The organism is Mesorhizobium sp. M1B.F.Ca.ET.045.04.1.1, assembly GCF_003952465.1.
GTDB lineage: Bacteria > Pseudomonadota > Alphaproteobacteria > Rhizobiales > Rhizobiaceae > Mesorhizobium > Mesorhizobium shonense.
The window spans coordinates 7,654,156-7,676,113 of the sequence record NZ_CP034448.1 but is presented as its reverse complement, the minus strand read 5'-3'; the positions used below and the strand labels follow the sequence as shown (position 1 = coordinate 7,676,113).

Below are 21,958 nucleotides of genomic sequence, written 5' to 3'. Positions count from 1 at the left end.
GTTCATGCGAATCCTCCTGATTATTCTTTGATGCCCGACATCGCGACCAAGCCGCAAAGAAGCAGAGACACTATAACCGATTTCTTGCAAGAGCTTCCCGCGTATTGCGACCCACTAACGCCTCCAGTTCACGCATCTACACCACAAGGGTTGTTCGGGAAGAATTGGTGCGCATTCCCTCGCATGATCTGTTCGATCAGCGTCGGCATGTCCTCGGCAGCGAGCCACCCGCTCGCCACGAGTTCGTGCACAGCCTCGACGATACCGCGCCGTGCCAAAATAGCATGCCCGTAAATGGGTTCCGCGGCTACAAGATCCCCACCAAAGGTAAAGATCTTGTTCGACGGTACTGCGACCAAAAAATCGGTCAAAAAGCGGGTACTCGCAACAGGATTTAGCATCCATGCCCAGCACATATCGATGTACACGTTTGGGTATTGTTTCGCCAGCGCAATAAACTCATGTTCGTATGGATATCCAATATGCATCAACACGAATTTTACGTCAGGATAATCCTGCAACAATAGGCATAGGTCGGATGCATTGCTTCTGACACGGGCGATTTGCATGACGCCGACTGAGGCCAAATATCCGGTGTGCAACTTTACTGGCAACCCATACTCTTCAGCCTTACCTATGCAATACCGAAACAAAAAATCCTGAATTGCTTTCAGATCATCTGCGCCGAGCGAATGACGAGCGCCAGTGAGATCCACCTGGTTCGGGAAAAGGCGAGCGGCACGACTTTTAGTCACTGGAGCGAAGTCTAAGGCGCGAGTGTACGCGATCTGGCACTTCACCGCGACAGCCTTGGACCCGCACCTCCGGAAATAGTCATCGATGATTGAAAGCCATTCGTCGAGCGAGCTAGGGCGTAACCCCGTTTCTTCCTCGATCCGCGTGAAATCGGCGGCACTGCATCGACAAAGACTTAGGATACTAAGGTCTTGCGCAAGGATATTAGGCGTAGTACTGTCCATAAAAGAACTTTGCAAAGAGTTTACTTGGCAATATTCGATGTTCGAACGCCTTAGAATTTCCGCGTAAAAGCCGGGCCTAATGAAGTCGTGGTACTTTTCGGCAATCTGAGGAAACGTGTCGCTTGTAACGTCGATTTCGCCGTAAAGACCACGAAAAGTGTGACGAAGCGCCAGTCCATAGCCCGTGTTCCTTATCCGTTTCCAGTACGGAGCCAGTAAGAGATATTTTTCTTCACTCCTAACGTTGGGGTTCAAGAAGCTCTGAAAGTCTTTCCGCGGCATACCGCAAACGACGAGATCCTCCCCGGCATAGTCTTGGAAGAGGTAAGACCAATCGTTTGATAGGAAAAATCTTGAGTGTACCACTCCATCGACGCGCTGTCGCTCGTCGATCAAATGCTCGTGAGTATCCACAAAAGGGGTCTGCTCAACGTATTCGCGAATCTTATGGCGGAGGTCAGGCATTGAATTTCCTCGGATCAAGTTCTGCGCCAGGGATCGAACCCACCCTTCGGCGTCGATCAAAGTGAAGCCCCATCGGCTGACATGTTGATCGGCGCCGAACTCCGCTTATTCCCAAGGAGGCGAGTACAGAAGGCCGCCGCTAACCCAGGACGCATTGGGGGTGCCGGTTCGGTCCATATAATAAGGCGTCTTCGGGCCCAGGTTGCGGTCGTACATCTCACCGTAATTGCCGACGGCTTTGATCACATCGGCCATGAAACTATTGGACACATGGAAGTCCTCCCCCATTCCGCCCTCCACGCCGAGAAACTTTCGGATGACCGGATCGGGTGATTTTTTCATCTCATCCAAGTTGGCGGTGGTAATACCCCACTCCTCAGCCTGAAATAGCCCAAAGACGGTCCATCTCAAGAGGTTGCGCCATTTCGAGTCATTCGCCGCGACGAAGCCGGCGAATGGCGATTTGCCGGTTCCTTCCCTGAGGATTTTGTAGTCTTCGGGCTTGGGGGAGCTGCCGCGCCAACTGGCCAGCGCAGTTTTGTCTGTTGCCATCGCGTTGCACCGGCCGCCGCCCAAAGCCGCAAACACCTTGTCGTTTGAATCGAACGTCAAAACCTTGATGTTCGTTATGTTCTGAGACTTGAATAGGTTCGCAAGGGCAACCTCTGTAGCGGTTCCCTGCCCCGTGCAAATCGTTCCACCGGCAAGATCTTTAACCGTGTCAACGCCGGATGAAGTCGTTACCATAAACCCACCCGCATCGTAAAAGTATATCGGCAGAAAATCGACCGCGATCGCCGACTCACGAACAGGATAAACAGTAGTGGAGGTAAAACCAACGTCTGCTTGGCCTGTTGTTACCGCAGTGAAACGGCTCTTGCCTGTAACGATTACGAAATTAACTTTATCGGGGCTCCCCAGAACTGCAGATGCCATAGCCCGACAAAGATCAATATCCAATCCCTCCAGCTTTGATGTTTTGGGATTGAGATAGGCGAAGCCAGGGTTTCCATCGCTGGTCGCGCAGTTGAGCACACCGCGCTGCTTGACGTCATCGAGAACCGAGGCTCGGGCGGCTGGTGCCACCGCAAGACCAAGAGCAAGTGCAGCGCAGAAGTAACCGATATTCGATCTTACACGCATGGCCTCTAGTTCCCCTGATTATTGTTAACATTTCTTCGGGCCTTGTGCCTGGGGGCAGGTCCAAGGAAGCTTCAGGAAAGCACAGCCTCTTCTGAGTGTACAGAATATTTCAGCGTTTCACAGATAGGCACCGTCAATTGCTGCGATAGTTCGGACCTATTTGTCTTCGTCGGTTAGCATGAGATAGGGCTAGGAAAGTATCGCTACCCATCCAATTGCGTCGAAGGCGCCAAAGAGAAGGACGAATTGACCCAGTGGGGAAGCAATAACGGCGACGATTGATCTGCGCGAAGTTCTCATCACAACAACGGGGCTGCAGGAGCGGCAAGACGCCTCATCACAGCAACGGTCTATTGTGAGTCCGCGCTGGCGCGTCCTTACCAGGTCCAAAGGAGACTTCTGCATGAAAGCAAAGAGATGGTTTTTTGAGGAGCCCCTGGCCCAGGCAGATCCTGAACTGGCACCTTTAATCTCAGCAGACGAGTCGAGGCAACGAAGTCAGGTAGAATTGATCGCCCCGAAGAATTACATGAGTAACGCGGTCCGTGAAGCGATGGCATCGATGGTGGTATTCACCACCGTTGAGGGCTATCCGGGAAAACGGTATCATGCTGGTGTCGAAAACGTCGATGCCATCGAACGCCTTGCCATAGAGCGAGCCAAGGCGATGTTCGGTGCAGGACATGCAAATGTGCAGCCCCATTCCGGTAGCCAAGCTAACCAGGCAGTGTACTTTGCTTTACTCACACCCGGAGACACAGTGTTGAGTATGGACCTCTCCTCGGGGGGCACTTGAGCCACGGGTTCAAGTCCAACTTGTCCGGTCGCTGGTTCAAGACAATATCATACGGGACAACACCTGAGGGGTTCATCGACTACGATACGATGGAACAGCTCGCTCGCGAGCACCGTCCCAAGCTGATTATTGTAGGCGGCTCATCCTATCCTCGTGCTATCGATTTTCCTAAGGTATCAAGAATCGCTGCGGAGGTTGGCGCAGTCACACTCGCCGATGTATCCCACTTTTCCGGATTGATAGCTGCAAAAGAGTATCCGAGCCCGTTTCCTCACATCGACCTGGTAACCACAACGACCAACAAAAATCTACGCGGGCCGAGGGGAGGCCTGATAATGTCTCGCGACGCGGCTTTTGGTAAGAAAATCGATTCAGCGGTATTCCCCGGCATTCAAGGCGGGCCGTTGCCCGACGTTATTGCTGGCAAGGCCGTCTGTTTCGGTGAGGCCCTTAAGCCCGAGTTTACCGAATACGCTAGACGGGTACTGAGCTGCGCGCGAACTCTGGCGAACGGCTTGAGCGCACGTGGGTTCAAAATCGTCACAGGGGGACAGATACGCCATTCACGATGGTTGACCTCAGAACGCGTGGGCTGACAGGCGATGCCGCGCAGAAGGCATTGGAAGCTCATGGCGTGACAACGAACCGCAATCTTGTGCCACAAGACAGGGAGCCACCGAATGTCACCTCGGGGCTCCGGATGGGAACGTCCGCAATTGCAGCTCGTGGAATGGCTGATCCGGAAGCATCTGAACTGGCAGAGATCATTGCCAACGTTTTAGATCGACTTGCAGCGAATCCAGGCCAAGGGCTGGAAATCGACGTAAACATTGCCGAACGAGTGTTGACGCTGGCGGAGAGATTCCCGCTATACCCCACCTAACCAGTGGGGCAAATTTTCCTCTAGCTGTTATCCCTGGGCAGTGCCACACGGTAAGCGGCGCAGGATCAGCGAGCAGAGAGCGCGGACACTCGGACATGCTCTCTGCAGCGCGGCAAACTGCCCTAAACAACACCAACTCAGAGCGGACTACAATATGACTCCGTACGTACTTACCGTATCTTGCAAGTCAACGCGTGGTATTGTAGCTGCGATCTCGACTTTCCTCTCAGATCAAGGCTGCAATATCGTTGACAGCTCGCAGTTCGACGACCTAGACACCGGAAAATTCTTCATGCGAGTGGGCTTCATCTCGGAAGAAGGTGGCCTGGCGCCGCAATTGAAGAAGAGCTTCAAGCCGATCGCGGATAAATTTGAAATGAAGTCGGAGCTGTTTGACGGCGAAAGCCGGATGAAGGTCCTGCTGATGGTGTCTCGCTTCGGCCATTGTCTGAACGATCTGCTCTACCGATGGAAGATCGGCGCTCTGCCTATCGAGGTCGTGGGGGTCGTCTCCAACCACTTCGATTACCAGAAGGTGGTCGTCAATCACGACATACCCTTCCATCACATAAAGGTAACCAGAGAAAACAAGCCGCAGGCCGAGGCTCAACTCATCGAAGTTGTCGAACAGACCGCAACCGAGTTAATCGTGCTTGCTCGCTACATGCAGGTTCTGTCGGATGCTCTTTGCACGCGGATGTCTGGCCAGATCATCAACATCCACCATTCCTTCCTGCCGAGCTTCAAGGGGGCCAACCCATATAAACAGGCTTACGAGCGCGGGGTGAAGCTGATCGGTGCCACGGCGCATTACGTCACAGCCGATCTCGACGAGGGGCCGATTATCGAGCAAGACACAGTTCGCGTCACACATGCACAGAGCCCAGAAGATTACGTCTCGCTGGGCCGCGATGTGGAGAGCCAGGTGCTGGCGCGCGCTGTCCATGCGCATATTCATCACCGCTCTTTCATGAACGGCAATCGCACCGTCGTCTTCCCGGCAAGCCCCGGCAGCTTTGCGTCAGAACGAATGGGGTAGCCCTTTGGTCCATATCGTCGATGGTAAGTCGGTAGCGGCATATGCCGATAACGAGGCGGAAGATTTCTTTGGAGGATGGCATGAAGGCTGTGGTGCTTGGGGCCGGCGTTGTCGGAACGGCGGCCGCCTACTATCTGGCCGCAGATGGCCATGAGGTCACCGTCATCGAGCGCCATCCGGCGCCTGCGCGCGGCACCAGCCAGTCCAATGCCGGCCTGGTGTCGCCTGGCGACGCCACCGCCTGGGCCTCGCCGGCGGCGATGAAGACGTTTCTGCGCGGGCTCTACAATCATGATCTCGGCATCAAGGTGCGGCTGCGCTTCGATCCCTATTTCCTCGCCTGGAGCCTGCGTTTCCTGCGCCAATGCACGGTGGCCCGCCTGCGCGCCAACAGCCAGGTCAAGCTGCGCCTGGCGCTCTATTCGCGCGACTGCATCAACGCCATCTCGGCCGACACCGGCATCCACTATGACGAGCGCAAGAAAGGCATCCTCTATTTCTTCCGCTCGCAGCACAGCCTCGACACCGGCACCGACAATTACGGCTATCTGGCCGAGCATGGCCTGCCGATCGAGATCGTCGGTCGCGACCGGCTGGTCGAGCTCGAGCCGGGCCTTGCCGGGGTGAAGGAAAAGATCGCCGGCGGCGTCTATTCGCCGATCGACCAGACCGGCGATTCCCGGCAGTTCGTGGAAAAGCTTGCCACCCATGCCGCCGAGAAGCTCGGCGTGAAATTCCTCTACGGCACGACGGTCGAGGGCCTCGACATCGAGGGCGACAAGGTGCGCGCGGTAATGACCTCGGCCGGACCGGTTGCCGCCGATGCCGTGGTCATCTCGATGGGCCCGGAAAGCGGCCTGCTTGGTCGCCGCTATGGCATCGATCTGCCCGTCTATCCGGTGAAGGGTTACACCGCGACCATTCCGCTGGAAGACGAGAGCAAGGGGCCAACCATGGGCGGCGTCGACGAAGACCAGCTGATCGCCTATTCCAGGCTGGGCAACCGCCTGCGTCTTGCCTCGACCGCCGAATTTACCGGCTTCGACCGCACGTTCCAGCCGCGCGACTTCGTCCCCATGTTCAGCACCGGCAAGGAGCTGTTCCCAGGCGCCTTCGATGAGAAGAAAGCCGAACTCTGGGCCGGGCTGCGGCCGATGATGCCGAACTCCGTGCCGGTCATCGGCCGAGCGCGTTACAAAAACCTCTATCTCGACACCGGCCACGGCCATGTCGGCTGGACCATGGCCTGCGGCTCGGGAAAATTCCTTGCCGACCTAGTCGCCGGCCGCGACCCGGATATTGATCCGCGAGGGTTAGTCTACGGGAACTGAGGTGCGGAGCAAGTATCCGGACGCCAGTCGCCGTTGGCGCGAAGAGGTCGAGACTGCCCTTTCCGCGACCCAGAGCGAACTCGGTCATGCGGTCAAGCGCAATCCGAACGGAGCGCAAGCCAGATCGATGCCTATTTGCCGTTCATCCTTGAGACCCTGAACGCTTTCCGCACCCTGACCGCCGCGCGGCTTTACAGCATGGTCAAAGAACGGCTGGCACCCAGCCCCCCGCGGATCGCCGTATTCGTGAATGCGCTTGATGTCAGTGTTTGAGTACGCGCGAGAGGAACGTCCGGGTGCGCTCACTAGTCGGTTTGTCGAAGATCTGCGCGGGCGGCCCCACCTCCACGACCGCACCATTATCCATATAGATAACGCGGTCGGCAACTTCGCGGGCGAAAGCCATCTCATGCGTAACAATCATCATTGTCATGCCATCAGTGCGGAGCTCGCGCATGACGTCCAGCACCTCGCCGACCAATTCCGGATCGAGCGCCGATGTGGGTTCATCGAACAACATAACGTGCGGCTCCATCGCCAGCGAACGGGCAATGGCGACGCGCTGCTGCTGGCCGCCCGACAACTTGCCGGGATATTTTTGCGCCTGGTCTCGCAGACCGACACGTTCGAGCAGACGCATTGCGATAGCCTGCGCCTCGTCGCGCGACTTGCCGCGGACCCGCATCGGGGCAAGGGCGATGTTCTCCATCACGGTCTTATGCGGAAATAGGTTGAACTGCTGGAACACCATTCCTACGCCGCGTCTGATTTGATGGAGCGCCTTCTCGCCACCTCCGAATTGTAGGTCCTTGATCGTTGGCATTGAACATCCGTCAACCACCAAGGAACCGCTGTGATAAGTTTCCAGGCCATTGACGCAACGAATCAGTGTGGACTTGCCCGAGCCGCTGGCGCCGATCAGCACCAGCACCTCACCGGCCGCCACCGACAAGGTCACGTCGCGCAATGCCTGGAACGAACCATAAAACATGTTGACATTGTCAAAGGCCACCATCGCCGGCCCGAAATCATTGGATGATACAATCATCAACGCGAACTCCTTTGCATATGGGCCTCCATTCGACGCGATCCAAAAGTAATCGCCGAACCCATAACAAAATATACCGCGAACATGAACAAGTAGACTTCATTTGTTTGACTGCTGGCGACGGGGTCTACCAATATCAATTGTCCGGCGCGCAGGAAATCCATCAGTCCGACGATGAACACAAGCGTTGCTCCGTTGAAAACGTCAAGCACGTTACCAACCAGCGCCGGCTGGACTACCCGGAGGGCCTGCGGCAAGACTATCTCAGTCGAAATCGTCCAGTTCGACATACCCAGGGAGCGCGCCGCCTCCCGCTGGCCGCGGGGCACAGCTTGGAAGCCGCTGCGAACATATTCGGCTACATAGGCGGCATTGAAGACAGTGAACCCGATCATGCCGCGCGCCAGCGAGGATATTGAAGCTTCCGGCACGAATAGCGGCACGGTGATCCAAATCCAGTAGACAACGAGAATGAGTGGTACCGACCGCATCACCTCGATATAGCCGGTACAACAGGCCCGCAGACTGGGATTGCTGCTGGAGCGGCCGAACGCAAGCAGAATGCCGAGCGGCAGAGACGCTGTTGTAACGACGACCGTGAGCATAATGCTGAGCAGAAGCCCACCCCAGCGGTCAAGGCCAGGTGGGGCAAGGACAAAAACAGCCGCCCCGCAAGCTGTCAGCCATATAGCCACACCGAACCGACGCGACCAAGGCAGTAGCACGGCGCCAACCGCTGTGCACAGAATGGCGAGCGCAACCCAGGCACGCCATGTTTGGTCCGCCGGATACAGCCCTATCAGAAACAACCGAAGGCTCTCGTAAATCCTCTGCCAGAAAGCGTCCCAGATCACCCATCGCAGGAAGACCGCCAAAAGCCAGCCAAGCACCATGACGATGAGTATCGAGAGAATGGAATCAATAAGGTTCGCAAAAAGGTTGCGGCGGGCCCAGCTATGCAATGTTGCGATCATCACGCTCTCTCCAGGGCTATCCGTCTGTTTACAAAATTGGCGAGGGCGCTGATTATCCAACTGAGAAGCAGATAAATCGCCATCACGACAATGACGGTCTCGAAATCGCGACCAGTCTGGTTGGCCACGGTACCGCTAACGTTGAATAGCTCCGGAAAACCGATCGCAATGCCGATAGCCGTATCCTTTGTCAGGCTAATATAGCGGTTGGTAAGGGAAGGTATAATAATTCGGAACACTTGTGGGAGCACGACATCTCTAATCGTGTCGGCCCGCGACAGACCTAGTGCCGCCGCAGCCTCCCACTGCCCTTTAGCCAGTCCTTCGATTCCCCCACGAACGATCTCAGATATGTACCCTGCGCTGTTTACCATGATGGTGATCAGGACGGCAGACATCTCTGGGCTGAAGTGCAATCCACCGGTCGCACCGAAACGTCCAAGCACAGGCAAATCAACATTAATTCCGAAACCTGACGCGTAACTCGCACCAATAACACATAGGCCGGCGCCCAATAGCGCTATACGCCACCGCGCAGGAAAGCGTCGCAGGCACGCTGCCGCCAGGAAAGCGATTGCAACTGCGACGAAAAGAGCTGACGCGGGCCCTGCACTGTCGGATAGATGTGGTAACGGCAAGAAGACCCCGGATTGCTCTACGACGAACCACTTACGGATGTCTGTGGCGCTTGCGGCCGAAGGCAACTGCAACAACACTGCGAAATACCAGAACATCAGCTGGATCAGTATCGGGGTGTTCCGGAGGAACTCGCCAATCGCGAAGGCCAGGTTCCGGACGAGCCAATTGGTCGACAAACGTAAAACACCTAAGCCAACTCCAACGATTGTCGAGAATGTGATCGCCAAAAGCGCCACTTTGATCGTATTAAATAGGCCGGCTTCGAGCATCGCCAGATTTGATGACGCAGCATCTACACCTTCGAAAATTGGCGCCCACCCCGTCCAGACGGGCGCCAACCCCTCACTTATGTTAAATCGTGAAGGCGCAGACAAATACGCAAAGCTGAAGTCAATACCCCGTCTTGCTAGGTTCTGGTGGATTGCTAACGCAACCAGTATTATGCACGCGATAACTGCCGCTACTACGGCGCCATGAGTCAGCTTGTACCGGACCCGGGAAAAACGTTGCGTAACTGACGGCGTCGCGAGCGAGGACAGACACAGTTTTGTATTTGCTTCTATCATACCCTGGTCCGATATATTGCAAGTGGATCGATCGGCGCCGAACTCCGCTTATTCCCAAGGAGGCGAGTACAGAAGGCCGCCGCTAACCCAGGACGCATTGGGGGTGCCGGTTCGGTCCATATAATAAGGCGTCTTCGGGCCCAGGTTGCGGTCGTACATCTCACCGTAATTGCCGACGGCTTTGATCACATCGGCCATGAAACTATTGGACACATGGAAGTCCTCCCCCATTCCGCCCTCCACGCCGAGAAACTTTCGGATGACCGGATCGGGTGATTTTTTCATCTCATCCAAGTTGGCGGTGGTAATACCCCACTCCTCAGCCTGAAATAGCCCAAAGACGGTCCATCTCAAGAGGTTGCGCCATTTCGAGTCATTCGCCGCGACGAAGCCGGCGAATGGCGATTTGCCGGTTCCTTCCCTGAGGATTTTGTAGTCTTCGGGCTTGGGGGAGCTGCCGCGCCAACTGGCCAGCGCAGTTTTGTCTGTTGCCATCGCGTTGCACCGGCCGCCGCCCAAAGCCGCAAACACCTTGTCGTTTGAATCGAACGTCAAAACCTTGATGTTCGTTATGTTCTGAGACTTGAATAGGTTCGCAAGGGCAACCTCTGTAGCGGTTCCCTGCCCCGTGCAAATCGTTCCACCGGCAAGATCTTTAACCGTGTCAACGCCGGATGAAGTCGTTACCATAAACCCACCCGCATCGTAAAAGTATATCGGCAGAAAATCGACCGCGATCGCCGACTCACGAACAGGATAAACAGTAGTGGAGGTAAAACCAACGTCTGCTTGGCCTGTTGTTACCGCAGTGAAACGGCTCTTGCCTGTAACGATTACGAAATTAACTTTATCGGGGCTCCCCAGAACTGCAGATGCCATAGCCCGACAAAGATCAATATCCAATCCCTCCAGCTTTGATGTTTTGGGATTGAGATAGGCGAAGCCAGGGTTTCCATCGCTGGTCGCGCAGTTGAGCACACCGCGCTGCTTGACGTCATCGAGAACCGAGGCTCGGGCGGCTGGTGCCACCGCAAGACCAAGAGCAAGTGCAGCGCAGAAGTAACCGATATTCGATCTTAGACGCATCGCTTTTTATTCCCCTGATATTTAACACATTATGTGCCTTGCCTTGAGGAGGCCCCAAGGAAACGTTAGGAAAGCATGGCCTCTTCTGAGTGTACAGAATATTTCATCGTTTCACAGATAGGCACCGTCAATTGCTGCGATAGCTCTGACCTATTTGTCTTCGTCGATTATGCGAGGCACCTTCCGACCAAAGGAGGGGAACCTTACATGAACCTTATCTAGGATCTCTGCTGGGCTCGATAGGCGACGCGTGTCGCTGGTCTCTAGGACAGAAATCTGCTTCGGCCGGCATTCTCAACCGAAGGATAGAAGTCTGGAACGAGAGGAAAACGTCGTCGTTGGGCATCGAACTGAGGGGCCACACCATTCTGTGTGCCATCGATGGGTCCGCCGCTGATCGTGTTGGCCGAGGTATCACTGGCCTAATTGGCGCCACCTGACTTCACTATTTTGAAAGAAATAATCTATGACAATTTGCTCTGAGGCTCGTGTGTCCCTCGACCGTTTCTGGTCGACAATCGAAGCTTCCGCCAACATTGGCAAAGGCCGTCCGGGAGGCTTGTCGCGTCTGACGCTCACCGACTCAGATCGGGAGATGCGCGATCTATTTTGTGGCTGGTGCCGTGAGGCAGGCTTGAGCGTCGAGTTCGATGAACTCGGCTCAATCTTCGCGAGGCGTGACGGCAGAAACAACCAACTGCCACCTATCCTGATCGGCAGCCATCTCGACACTCAAATCAACGGCGGACGCTTCGACGGGATTGCCGGAGTGCTTGCCGGGCTAGAGCTTGTGCGTGCACTTAACGATCTCAGCCATGTCACTAAAAGGCCCATTGTTATAGTCGACTGGACCAACGAGGAAGGCGCGAGGTTTTCTCCGCCGATGGTGGCATCGGGCTGTTTTGTCGGGCAGTACGAACGCGACTGGGTCTATGAACTGATTGCCGACGACGGCCAGCGTTTCGGCGATGAGCTTGAAAGAATTGGCTACAAGGGCGACAAGCCTTGCAAGGCGGGGGAGATCGATGCTTATTTCGAACTGCACATCGAGCAAGGGCCGATCCTCGATGCCGAGGCGCGCGAGGTAGGGGTTGTCACTGGCGCTTACCCGAGCCACGGTATTCGTGTCCGCTTCGACGGCCAAACCGCTCACACCGGCCCCACGCCGATGGACCTCCGTCACAACGCCTTGATCGCCGGAGCAAGGTTTCTGACAGCCGTTGACGACATTGGTTGGGAATTCGCGATCAACGACGGCAAGGCCACTGGGTCGCGCCTCGCCGCCTGGCCGAACAAGCCGGGCATACTTTCTGAAACGGCTGAATGCGTCGCAGATGTACGACACCCCGATCCTGTTACCGCCAGGGTCATGGCGGAAAAGATGCGTCGTGCCGCCAAGGCCAGCGCCGCGATGGCTGGCTGTGTTGCCGTGATTGAGGACGAATGGAGCTGGGGAGGTGACATATTTGACGAGGAACTTATCAACAGCATCCGTGATGAGGCAGTCCGTCAGGGCTATAATTGGTGCGATATACGCTCTCAGGCGGGCCATGACGCCTACCACATGGCGATGCATTGCTCCAGCGCCATGATTTTTACACCCTGCAAGGATGGGATCACCCACAACAACAATGAATCCTGTGAGCCGGGAGACTTCCTCGCCGGCCTCAACATGCTTCTGCACGCCGTCGTTAAAAGGGCGGATCGTTGATGCAGCTTTTCGACCACGCAGAGATCGACGCACGGCGACAGGGGCTGATCGAGAAACTTCGAGCATTCGTTGCCGCCAGGACGGTTGCGCCGGCGCGTCAGGTGCTTGAGCTGGACCTGCCGGATGGCAAAAAGGCGCCGGGTAGTCCTGAAGGCGTCTATGGCGCCAACCGTGGCGCCGGCGTGATCGCATCACACAACCCGGACAGATCCTTTTTCCGGTATCGAGGCATATACCTTCCAACCGTCCTTGCCCATTCGCACAACGCGCAAGACCTTCACGCCGCTGCCCGGAGCCAGTGCTTTTTCGAATGCATGGTCATCTTTCATGAGTTTTGATCTCACAGGATAATCCCGCCACACAAAGTGAGGCAGAACCCATTTAAGTGCAGTGCGACATATCACACGACTTTTGGCGGTGGTCGCGATGTCGGGCATCAAAGAATAATCAGGAGGATTCGCATGACCATAAGACTGCTTCACCAGACCGACCTGTTTCGCCCCAGTCTCGATCCGGACGATCACTGGGACCTTGCTTGCGTCTTTGCTCTTGCCGCATCGGGCCAACTGGAGCTCGGCGGCGTACTGGTCGACTTCCCCCTTATGACACTCCAGGCCGCAGTCCGGACGTCACCGGCATTGCGCAGCTAAGCTACCTTACGGGGTTGCCGACCCACATGGCGGTCGGCTGCTCCGTTCCCTACACGCATGACCGGGCGTCACTTGCTGCCCTACCCAAGCGCGACCGCGCCGGCGCGGAGTTCCTCCTCGACTATCTCCGCGACAGCGAAGGGCCGGCCCACATCAGCATCGTCGGCTCCTGCCGCGATCTCGCCATTGCGGCCAAGCTTGACCCGGATCTTTTCCGTAACAAATGTGCCGGGATCTACCTCAACGCGGGCGCGGGCCATCCCGATCTCGCGAAGCAGGGAGATGTAGAGTACAATGTTGTGCTCAATGCGGCCGCTTACGCCGCCACGTTCGACATCCCGTGCCCGATTTATTGGATGCCATGCTTCGAGACGGTAACTGACGAATACCTGGACAGGAAGGTCCAAAAGTTCGGGACCTTCTATTGTTTCAAGCAGGGCGACGTTCTGACAAAGTTGTCACCCCCCCTGCAAAGCTACTTCACCTATTCCCTCGAGTCCCGAACGGATGCGCGCTACCTACAGCCGCTGCTGGCCCCTCGGAGCGATGCACCGGCCTGGCGCACCATGCAGGAATACCGCAGCATGTGGTCCACCGCCGGCTTTTTCCATATGGTGTCCCAAGTCGTGGACAAGGCGGGCAAGATCATTGCGGGGTCCGACGCAGACGATGCGGTTTTTGGCTTCCGCCCCGTCGACATCAAGTGCGATCCGAGTGGCGTGACGACGTGGACGGACGCCGGTCCAGAGTCAAATCGCTTTCTGTTTGAGGTAAAGGATCTCGATAGCTATACTAGCGCAATGACTATTGCCATGGGGACGCTACTCGGGAATATTCAGTAGCCGTGAGCTGAAACCAGTGGTCGCCGATTGCAACCAGAGGTCTTTCCCCCGCTCGTGACTGTCGCGAAGGAGCGGTCGGTTTGGGCGCAGTAGCGTCGGCCCTGGCCGTTGCCGTGAAGCCAACGATCGGGGCTATCACCACATCTTATCCTAGCTGCGTTGCGGCGCAGACAGGAAGCTGGTGCGCAGCGAACCTTCCAGCTGCCCACCGGCCGACGGCCCATGTCTCGAGATGCGAGGTGCCTGCGCGACCACACCTCCTTCGTTTAAGCGATGACTCTGCGGTGGCTTCCAGCGCCAATGGAGAACCGCTAGAGCATCCGTGTTGGTCAAGTAAGGGATGGCGCCCATTTCCGGTCGTCCCTGAGGAGCACGTTTGCGAGAATAATCAGCTTTCGCATGATGGGGGTGATAGCGACCTTCGCGGCTTTGCGGACGGCTTTGATGCGGTCGTATTTTGCCGTGAGATCGGGATTGCACCGCATGGCAACGAGAGCCGGCATGTAGAGTGCCTAGCGGACATTGGCCCGGCCGCCGCGGATGAAGGCGCGTCCGGTCCGCTTCCCGGAGCAGCAAGCTCGTGTTCCACGATTTGCGCTGACATTGCATGGCGAAAAGATCTATGCATGCGCATTGGACACGTCGTTCGCTCCACGCCGGCCGGGTAGCTGGGCGCGCCACATGGCTTCGGGTCCCGTCCACGAACGGCTGCTGGAGGATTGAAGGGTTTGCATAGGCTATCTTGTTGTGCAATCGAGGCGAACAACGACTGCAAACCCAACGAAGTCGGATGCATTTTGCGGAGCATTCCAAATGGGGACGAATGAGCTGAGCTGGAATCTCCTGCGCAGTTTTTGCATCATCGCTGAAGAGAGGAGCATCACCGGCGCCGCGAAACGTCTTCGAATGAGCCAGCCCTCCGTGAGCCTTGCGCTGCAAAAACTCGAGGATCAACTCGACTGCAAGCTCGTCTTCCGCGACCCTCGCCATTTTGCGCTGACATTACGTGGCGAACAGATTTATCAGGAATGTTCGGAGATGTCCCGGTGCGTTGACCGAATCGGCATTCTCTCTCGGGACGGGAGCAATGACGAATTCGGGGAGCTGAAACTCAGCATGGTTACTCGGCTACAGTCCACGCTTGTAGACGAAGCACTCCGGCTGTATCACCAGCGATACCCGTCGGTCACATGGCATATCGACATCAAAACCTCGCTCGACATCGTGCGACAGATTTCAATGGACAAGGCTGGCATCGGCATCTGTCTTTTGACAAAAAAAATGCCGACGCTGCGATGCCGCCACTTATTCCGCGAAGATTTTGGCATATTTTGTGGCGCCGAACACCCTCTATTCGGAGTTCAGGAGGTGGATGTCCGCAGGCTTCAACAAGAGCCCTTCATTGCCTTCGATTGCACCAATGATGGGAGCGGATTCGAGCCGATGATCTTTCTGCGAGAAGGCCTTGGTCTTGGACGTCGGGTTAGCGGATGGAGCCACGAGCTCGACGAGGTGCGCCGAATGCTGATATCGGGTCTGGGCATAGGCCTTCTGCCCGTTCTCACCGCCCACGACGACGTGGCCCAGGGGCGACTGTGGCCGTTGCGGCTGTTCGATGAGCCGCTCGGCGCGGATGTCTACCTCATCTCCTCCAACTTGAGCGCGCTGACCCCTCCGGAACAAAAATTTGCTGACCTGATTGACGAGCTTCTGGGCCTTTATCCCGAGATGTCCTGAAAGTGTGGCACCCAGCATTGCATCATCGAGCGTCCCATCAATCGGCTAGATGCCGTAATGGGCCGGCCTTCGCGAGCATAGCCAGGTTGGGTGGCTGTCCCTCAGAATGATGGTGTTGAAACGGAGTCCGAGCGATCGGCTCCAAGCATCATGAGAGGAACAGCCAGGAACATATGTGGGAATCGATGTCTCTCTGGAAGAGAGCAGCGTGTGCATTGTGGACACGACCGGAACGATCGTGCGCGAGATCAACATCGCCAGCGAGCCCGAGGCACTGGTCGCTATTTCGACGAACTGGAATTATCTGTCGGCCGCATTGGGCTCGAGGCCGGGCAATTGTCGCAATGGCTACATGCCGGACTTGTGGCCGCCGGACACGATGCGGTTTTGCTCGAGACGCGGCACGTGAAGGCGGCGCTCTCGGCAATGACGGTGAAGACCGACCGGAAGATGCACGCGGGATCGCCCAACTGCTGCGGATGGGATGGTACCGCCCGGTTCATGCCAAATCGGTGACTTGCAAGGATACCCGAGCCCTTCTTGTTGGACGCAAGCTTCTGCAAGGCAAGCTCCTCGACGTTGAACTGAGCATCCGTGGGATCTTGTGCGGTTACGGGCTGAAGGTCGGAGAGGTCAGTCGTGGAAAGTTTGAGGCGCGCATCCGGGAACTGACAGCAGGGCACGTCGCTCTGGAGATTGTGATCGGTGCGATGCTGGCGGCGCGGACGGCGTTGTGGGGGAGCGGGAAAAAAGCCCCCAGCTTTTTCCCGCTCCCTCCGGAACGGGAGAGCGCGACAGGTTTCTGGTAGGTCGGCTCATTGCAGCATTTCGTGTGGATCTTCTCCGCTCCGCCGTCCGAAATCTCTTCGTCTTGTATGGACGGCCCCTCTTAGGCAAGAGGCAATTAGCAGATACGGCGCAAGTCTGGAGCGGTCATGTATTCGGCCTTTTGATGCGGTCGCGTTGTTGACCGCTGGCCCTCAAGGGTTACGCGGATCGGGTTCCAATCATCCCAGCGCGCTTTTGGTATCGCGATGACGAAGGCGGAGTGTCCCGACCCAGGTCCTGACCATTTTGCCGTACTGCCTTTTGCTCCTACGCTGTTAAGGGCCTTCGATTGCGGCTTAAGCCGCAGCCGGTGCCCTGTATTCCTGTTCCGAGCTCAGCATCGCCCAGATGATGCGGGCGGTCTTGGCCGCCTGGGCGACGACCGCGACCCTGACCGGCCGCCTGGCCAATAGGCCACGGATCCAGGGCGAGCCTTTGTCGGGCTTGGCCCTGACCTGACGCAGCCAGGAACTGGCGCCGAGAATGAGCAGTCGTCGCAAGCTCGCATCGCCGGCGCGGCTGATATGGCCTGTCAATTTGTGCTTGCCGCCCGTGTCATGGTTCTTGCGGGTCAGGCCCACCCAGGCGGTGAAGTCTCTGGCCGAGGCGAACTGACAGCCATCGCCGATGGCCGCGATGGTCGCATGTGCCGTGATCGGGCCGACGCTCGGAACCTTGATCAGCCGCAGGGCTGCCCGATTTTGCCGGACCTGAGCCAGGATCTGCTTGTCCAGCTTGCCGATCTCGCCATCCAGCGCCCGCCATTGTCCGGCCAGAGGCACCAGGCAGGCCAACAACGCCGCGGGGATGGCTTCTCCTGCGTCTCAATGCGCTGCAGCAGGTTCTCGATGCCCGCAGCTCCCTTGGCGCTCATCAGACCCATCTCGTAGAGCAGCCCGCGAATGGCGTTGACCAGTTGCGTGCGCTGGCGCACCAGAAGGTCACGCGTGCGATGCAGGGCTCGGGCACATTGCTGTTCGACCGTCTTGACCGGCACGAAACGCATGCTCGGCCGGCTCACCGCCTCGCAACAGCCTTCCGCGTCGCGGGCATCGTTCTTGTTGCGCCTGACATAGGGCTTTACATAGGCCGGCGGCATCAGCTTGACCTCATGGCCGACCGCGCTGAGCGTGCGGGCCCAATAATGGGCCGAGCCACAGGCCTCCATGCCGATCAGCGCCGGCGGCTGGGCGGCGAAAAACTTCACCACTTGCGCACGCTGCAATTGGCGCTGTACCACCACCCGCCCAGTCGTATCCACCCCGTGCACCTGGAACACATTCTTGGCCAAATCGATTCCAAATCTGATAGCTTGCATGTCGGACGGTCTCCTCCGCTGGGGTTAATCACAGCCCAGTTTGGCACATTCGATGCCGCAAGGGGCCGTCCACCCATCATCCCAGACCAACCGCTCGGCAGCACAAATTCGGATCCGTCGACGCCAAGCCATGGCCGTCTGAAAAGTGCGGTATCGGCCTCGCGCGGCCCCATCATGCGTAAGCCTGATGCTGCAAATGCGGCATAGTGACGCTATATCAATGCAAAGATTGAAGCTTCGACCAATATCTGATCATCACCTTTAGCGAGCAGAAGCTGCGTGCTCGGCGCTCTAATACTTTTCAAACGCGACCATTTTCATGACCCAGCGGCTGACGCCGCCTTTGTCGTTGCGATGGATGAACATCTTTCGGATCGACGTCTCGAGGTTTCTGCGCTCGATGGGGGACAGGAAGGCAATGTCGAGCTGGCGCGAGTGCTCGAACGTCTCGACTACGGCAGCGGTCGGGTTACAGGAAGGCAATCTTGCGGCAGTTAGGGGCGTGAAATGCAGATCCTCGATGATGTAAAAGCCGCCCGGTTCGACGATAGGAAAAAGCTTTGCTAGAGCAAGCTGCTGATGGTAGGCGGCGTGCGAGGCATCATCGATGATGATCCTTACGGGCGGCAGTGAGCCGGCAAGGCGTTCCAGAGCTGCCGGATCCCCCATGTCCAGCTGCTCGAAACGAAAGCGTTCTATCTTGAAAGCACTGAAATCTGAAATGTCGCAGCCGACGATGTTAGCTTTCGGAAAGAACTCCAACCACGTCTTGATCGACGGTATGTCTTCCACCTTGCGAGTAAGCAGTTCTTTGGGATCGTCACAGTCGTCGCGCTGCAGTCCAATCTCGACCATCGTGAAAGGTTCGTGCCGGAATTCCTCGAACAGAAATGAGTAAAAGCTGGTGTAGCCATGGGCGTGGTAAACCTCATCGCCCTTGTCAGTTCCGAGCGTATTGGCCAGTTTCGTCAAATTTCGAATGTTCATTGTAAATCGCCTTTTCTGCACCACCGCCGCACGGAACCAATATTGTCGGCTGGCACTGTCGTTACGAAGATTCGACGGAGCGAGCCATGGCGCTGACCCTTGACCAGGTGACGCGTTCAAAACGCGTGCCAAACGCCCAGTGCTGATTTGTCTTGGTTATCCCGTCTGGCACGTGTCGCGTGCCGGACAGAATGTCGTAGCTCCGACATCGGATAGCAGGCGTTCCATCTGGATGTCGTACTGCTTAAGCCTGCAGCCGATCTGGCGCCCGACGACAGGCCATGGTGCTTATGACCATCCGCAACGGCCGCGAACAAACATGTCAGCCGACCTTCAGCGCCGCGCCGTCAGCTTAACTTGTGCCATTTCTCCCGAGACAGCATTGCCTCGGCAGAGACCGGCGGCTGGTCCGGGATGTGATATTGGCGGCGCCTGCCGGTGGTCGCGACCCGGAAGATCAGATCAACATCGGCCCGATAGACCTCACCATCGGCCGCATCGATCAGAACAGGAGTTCGCTGATTGTACGGAATGATCGAAAAGCTGCGAGCCTGTTGGGGGTTTAGCCCGACCGTCGATAGGAACGTCGCCCTGGTCGAAGCCTTTGTGAATGCTCCACCGCCTTTCTTGATATACTCCATCCACATCTCGTCCGTTACGTTGCCGCTCGTGGTAACCCAATAGCCCCTCGCCCACAGATGCTGGCCCCAGTAGCGCCTACGCAATATCGCAAACTCGCTCAGCAGCTTGTGCGAGCTGCGCCCTTTCAGGTGCTGCACGGCGCGCGCCACCGACAGGCTCGGCGGGATCGACACGAGCATATGTACATGGTCTCGGTTGATCGACCCGGCATGAACAACCATCTAGTTGTGAGCTTTCGGGAGGTTGTCCATTCGGACCGGACCGAGGAGACTGGAGTTGCCAGGCTTCAGCATCCACCGGAGGGTCCGAATGAACATCCACAAGAATGCCCGTCTCACGCCGCTGCGTCGAGAGGAGATGGCGCTGTTGGTGATAGAAGGCGCTTTTTCCAAAGCCCATGCGGCGCGCGTCTATGGCGTGTCGGCGAAGATCGTGGCGCGCTAGGTCGGAGCGTTATAAGACCGAAGGGCGGGCCGGCATGGTCGACCGCTCGTCTCGGCCCATCGTCATGCCGGGCCTGACCGAACAGGCCGTGGCCGAGCGCTTCGTCGACCTGGCGCCGGAACATGGCTTGTCGATAACGAGGGTCCCCCAAATCATCGAGAGGGCCGATCGGCTCGTGGGCGGCGGCATCGTGCGGTTTCGTACAGCCCTTGTGGCACATGGTCTGGACAAGACCCTGTTCGACGAGATCACCCGCCAGCTCAAGGTCAAAGCGATCCGTGTGAAGACCGGCACGCTTGTCGATGCGACGATCATCGCCTCGGCCAGTGAGGATGATGCAGAGGGCCATTGGGTCCAGCATAAGGGCCGGCCAGCGGTTCATGGCTTCAAAGCCCATGTCGGCGCCGACGCTGACACGGCTCTGGTCGAGGAGATCGCAGTCACGCCTGCCAACATCAACGATGGCAAGGCCGGTCCTGATGCTCTGCCGGACGATCCCGGCGAGGTGTTTGCCGATAGCGCTTATCGAGGCAACCATTTCGGCCATCTGGCGCAGGAGCCGATAATCCTGGATGTGCCGCAACAGCTCGTCGGCCCATCACGGCGCTGACGAAGGAGGAGTTTGTAACAGCAGCGTGGGACGTCGTCGGCCGCAAAGTCAGCAAGACACAGATCCTAACGGACATTTACGTGCTTGCCGGGGTCGGAAAGGCACGGAGGAAGGCGAAAAGCCAATCGCTGCGGCTGTTCCCCCGGAAGCGATCTATGTCGGGAAAATGCATCGGCAGGTAGTGCATCAGGATATGGTCCTGGATCTCGGTCTCGGCCCTGGCGATCGCTTCATGGGTCTTCGACGGCTCTTGCAGGTCGTTGATGCCGGCGCTCAGCGGATCAGGGTAGGCCTGTGTCGCCTGGATCCTGAGCATGTTCAGGATCGCCTGGCATCCTTTGGATCGTTCTTGTCCCAGCCGTTGTGCAACGCTTCTCGTGTTCGGGCCAGCGCCAGCGACGACACGAGCCGCACCTCAAAACCGGCTTCAGCCAGGCGCCATGCTATCGGCCGGTGACAGTTCCCGTCGCGTCAAAGGCGCAGACCACAGGGCGGCGCACGCCTGCAGCATTTCGATCAGATGGTCGTGCTCAGCAACGGGTGTTGAGGACCAAAAGCCGACGCCGGCGCTTGTGGCTTGGTGCTTCGATCAGACTTCATTGCGCACCTTGGCAATGTCGATCGCCACCAGCACCGCGGCGGCGGGTGTAGAATCTAAAGTGGGCATGGTCGGTACCTCCGGAATGGGTTGTGTACATTCACATTCTAGAGAAACTTTGACTAGCCATGGCCGTCTCAACAGCCGTGCGTGCGCGCCTGCAGCGAAAAGCTGCGCGCACCGCTCTCTTGGTCGCCGCCGATCCTTCATCCGTAGGCGCTATGGCAGAGAGTTCACCTCGAACGCCCTTCTCGCCTGGGCCGACCGGAAGGGCGTTGGAAGCTGCCGAAATCATCAAACGCTGGGCGAAAAGCTTGAATATGGTTTGGTGGCCGCCTTCATCGGTGCCGGCCTGTGGCGGCGCGCCGGCTATGCCGATGGCGTACGCTGCTGGCATCGCCAAGGAACTGCGGGTCAGTTCCTTGGCGAGGGCGAAATGACACGCCATACGAATGCCCCAGTCGGTGGCAGACATACTCCAAAACCCGCCGTGCTTGGCGTCTGAGTTGGTAACGGTGTGCCGTGCCGTGGCGGACGACCACATCATCAGGTGATTTCTACATAAACTTAACGCACGCAACGCTGCTGCGATTTGCCGATGTGCCATGGCGGTCGGACCAGGCCCCGACTCTGTCAGGTTT

Annotated in this window: 17 protein-coding genes and 6 pseudogenes; 11 read left to right on the top strand and 12 right to left on the bottom strand. The window is 57.3% G+C overall.

Translation table 11 applies throughout. From position 1 onward, the window contains the following. Nucleotides 1–128 precede the first annotated feature (128 nt). Together EJ071_RS37755 and EJ071_RS37750 are read right to left on the bottom strand one after the other, a co-directional pair. Nucleotides 129–1,445, bottom strand: a complete 1,317-nt coding sequence (locus EJ071_RS37755; protein ID WP_126102351.1) for an amidohydrolase family protein — start codon at nucleotides 1,443–1,445, stop codon at nucleotides 129–131. 105 nt (nucleotides 1,446–1,550) lie between these two features. Beyond that, the gene (locus EJ071_RS37750) at nucleotides 1,551–2,588 is read right to left on the bottom strand and encodes a transporter substrate-binding domain-containing protein (RefSeq protein ID WP_126102350.1); all 1,038 of its coding nucleotides are present in this window, start codon (nucleotides 2,586–2,588) and stop codon (nucleotides 1,551–1,553) included. Nucleotides 2,589–2,991: 403 nt separating this feature from the next. On the opposite strand from EJ071_RS37750, the pseudogene glyA reads away from it, so the two are divergent. The 3 genes and pseudogenes from glyA (at nucleotide 2,992) to EJ071_RS37735 (ending at nucleotide 6,637) form a co-directional block, all read left to right on the top strand. Beyond that, nucleotides 2,992–4,267 (top strand): annotated as a pseudogene (gene glyA, locus EJ071_RS37745) (serine hydroxymethyltransferase). A gap of 154 nt (nucleotides 4,268–4,421) precedes the next feature. Beyond that, entirely contained in the window at nucleotides 4,422–5,306 is an 885-nt protein-coding gene (purU, locus tag EJ071_RS37740) for a formyltetrahydrofolate deformylase (protein ID WP_126102349.1), read from the top strand. 80 nt (nucleotides 5,307–5,386) lie between these two features. Continuing rightward, nucleotides 5,387–6,637 (top strand): D-amino acid dehydrogenase, encoded by a 1,251-nt coding sequence (locus EJ071_RS37735; protein WP_126102348.1) that lies wholly within the window; start codon nucleotides 5,387–5,389, stop codon nucleotides 6,635–6,637. Nucleotides 6,638–6,899: 262 nt separating this feature from the next. Here the strand turns inward: EJ071_RS37735 and EJ071_RS37725 are convergent, their stop codons facing one another. From EJ071_RS37725 to EJ071_RS37710, 4 genes are all read right to left on the bottom strand, one after another. After that, nucleotides 6,900–7,685, bottom strand: a complete 786-nt coding sequence (locus EJ071_RS37725) for an amino acid ABC transporter ATP-binding protein (RefSeq protein WP_126102347.1) — start codon at nucleotides 7,683–7,685, stop codon at nucleotides 6,900–6,902. Further along, nucleotides 7,685–8,659 carry an amino acid ABC transporter permease gene (locus tag EJ071_RS37720; protein WP_126102346.1) on the bottom strand — a complete coding sequence of 325 codons (975 nt, stop codon included), beginning with the start codon at nucleotides 8,657–8,659 and terminating at the stop codon, nucleotides 7,685–7,687. The genes EJ071_RS37725 and EJ071_RS37720 overlap by 1 nt, the downstream gene beginning before the upstream one ends. After that, nucleotides 8,659–9,636: an ABC transporter permease subunit gene (locus EJ071_RS37715; protein WP_245460135.1), complete on the bottom strand. Its 978-nt coding sequence runs from the start codon at nucleotides 9,634–9,636 to the stop codon at nucleotides 8,659–8,661. Before EJ071_RS37715 ends, EJ071_RS37720 begins: the two co-directional genes overlap by 1 nt. Before the next feature lie 276 nt (nucleotides 9,637–9,912). Continuing rightward, the gene (locus tag EJ071_RS37710; protein WP_126102345.1) at nucleotides 9,913–10,950 is read right to left on the bottom strand and encodes a transporter substrate-binding domain-containing protein; all 1,038 of its coding nucleotides are present in this window, start codon (nucleotides 10,948–10,950) and stop codon (nucleotides 9,913–9,915) included. A gap of 466 nt (nucleotides 10,951–11,416) precedes the next feature. Here EJ071_RS37710 and EJ071_RS37705 point away from each other — a divergent pair, with 466 nt between their 5' ends. The 4 genes from EJ071_RS37705 to EJ071_RS37690 all read left to right on the top strand — a co-directional run bounded on the left by EJ071_RS37705 (nucleotide 11,417) and on the right by EJ071_RS37690 (nucleotide 14,153). Next, entirely contained in the window at nucleotides 11,417–12,661 is a 1,245-nt protein-coding gene (locus EJ071_RS37705) for a Zn-dependent hydrolase (RefSeq protein WP_126102344.1), read from the top strand. Continuing rightward, nucleotides 12,661–12,999: a hypothetical protein gene (locus tag EJ071_RS37700; RefSeq protein WP_126102343.1), complete on the top strand. Its 339-nt coding sequence runs from the start codon at nucleotides 12,661–12,663 to the stop codon at nucleotides 12,997–12,999. Before EJ071_RS37705 ends, EJ071_RS37700 begins: the two co-directional genes overlap by 1 nt. A 123-nt stretch (nucleotides 13,000–13,122) precedes the next feature. Beyond that, nucleotides 13,123–13,311, top strand: a complete 189-nt coding sequence (locus EJ071_RS37695; RefSeq protein WP_126102342.1) for a hypothetical protein — start codon at nucleotides 13,123–13,125, stop codon at nucleotides 13,309–13,311. Between the two features lie 26 nt (nucleotides 13,312–13,337). Continuing rightward, nucleotides 13,338–14,153 (top strand): hypothetical protein, encoded by an 816-nt coding sequence (locus EJ071_RS37690; RefSeq protein WP_126102341.1) that lies wholly within the window; start codon nucleotides 13,338–13,340, stop codon nucleotides 14,151–14,153. Nucleotides 14,154–14,482: 329 nt separating this feature from the next. On the opposite strand, the pseudogene EJ071_RS39955 reads toward EJ071_RS37690, so the two are convergent. Beyond that, a pseudogene (locus EJ071_RS39955) lies at nucleotides 14,483–14,722 on the bottom strand (transposase); the annotation flags it as partial. 244 nt (nucleotides 14,723–14,966) lie between these two features. On the opposite strand from EJ071_RS39955, the gene EJ071_RS37680 reads away from it, so the two are divergent. Together EJ071_RS37680 and EJ071_RS39950 are read left to right on the top strand one after the other, a co-directional pair. Then, nucleotides 14,967–15,890, top strand: a complete 924-nt coding sequence (locus EJ071_RS37680; RefSeq protein WP_126102340.1) for a LysR family transcriptional regulator — start codon at nucleotides 14,967–14,969, stop codon at nucleotides 15,888–15,890. 106 nt (nucleotides 15,891–15,996) lie between these two features. Next, nucleotides 15,997–16,624 (top strand): annotated as a pseudogene (locus EJ071_RS39950) (transposase); the annotation flags it as partial. A 390-nt stretch (nucleotides 16,625–17,014) separates the two neighbouring features. Here EJ071_RS39950 and EJ071_RS37670 read toward each other — a convergent pair. The 3 genes and pseudogenes from EJ071_RS37670 to tnpA all read right to left on the bottom strand — a co-directional run bounded on the left by EJ071_RS37670 (nucleotide 17,015) and on the right by tnpA (nucleotide 19,844). Then, nucleotides 17,015–18,036: pseudogene (locus EJ071_RS37670) on the bottom strand (IS110 family transposase). Between the two features lie 291 nt (nucleotides 18,037–18,327). Beyond that, entirely contained in the window at nucleotides 18,328–19,023 is a 696-nt protein-coding gene (locus EJ071_RS37665; RefSeq protein WP_126102339.1) for a hypothetical protein, read from the bottom strand. Nucleotides 19,024–19,370: 347 nt separating this feature from the next. Then, nucleotides 19,371–19,844 (bottom strand): IS200/IS605 family transposase, encoded by a 474-nt coding sequence (tnpA, locus tag EJ071_RS39945; protein ID WP_245460133.1) that lies wholly within the window; start codon nucleotides 19,842–19,844, stop codon nucleotides 19,371–19,373. Nucleotides 19,845–19,974: 130 nt separating this feature from the next. Between tnpA and EJ071_RS39940 the strand changes: the two are divergent. Together EJ071_RS39940 and EJ071_RS37655 are read left to right on the top strand one after the other, a co-directional pair. Continuing rightward, nucleotides 19,975–20,275, top strand: a pseudogene (locus tag EJ071_RS39940) (leucine zipper domain-containing protein); the annotation flags it as partial. Between the two features lie 9 nt (nucleotides 20,276–20,284). After that, entirely contained in the window at nucleotides 20,285–20,719 is a 435-nt protein-coding gene (locus EJ071_RS37655) for a transposase (RefSeq protein ID WP_245460392.1), read from the top strand. Here the strand turns inward: EJ071_RS37655 and EJ071_RS37650 are convergent. Both EJ071_RS37650 and EJ071_RS37645 read right to left on the bottom strand, forming a co-directional pair. After that, nucleotides 20,712–21,386 (bottom strand): annotated as a pseudogene (locus EJ071_RS37650) (transposase); the annotation flags it as partial. The gene EJ071_RS37655 and the pseudogene EJ071_RS37650 sit on opposite strands and share 8 nt — an antisense overlap. 31 nt (nucleotides 21,387–21,417) lie before the next feature. Next, a complete protein-coding gene (locus EJ071_RS37645; RefSeq protein ID WP_126102338.1) occupies nucleotides 21,418–21,792 on the bottom strand; it encodes a hypothetical protein in 375 nt (124 codons plus the stop codon). Nucleotides 21,793–21,958 lie beyond the last annotated feature (166 nt).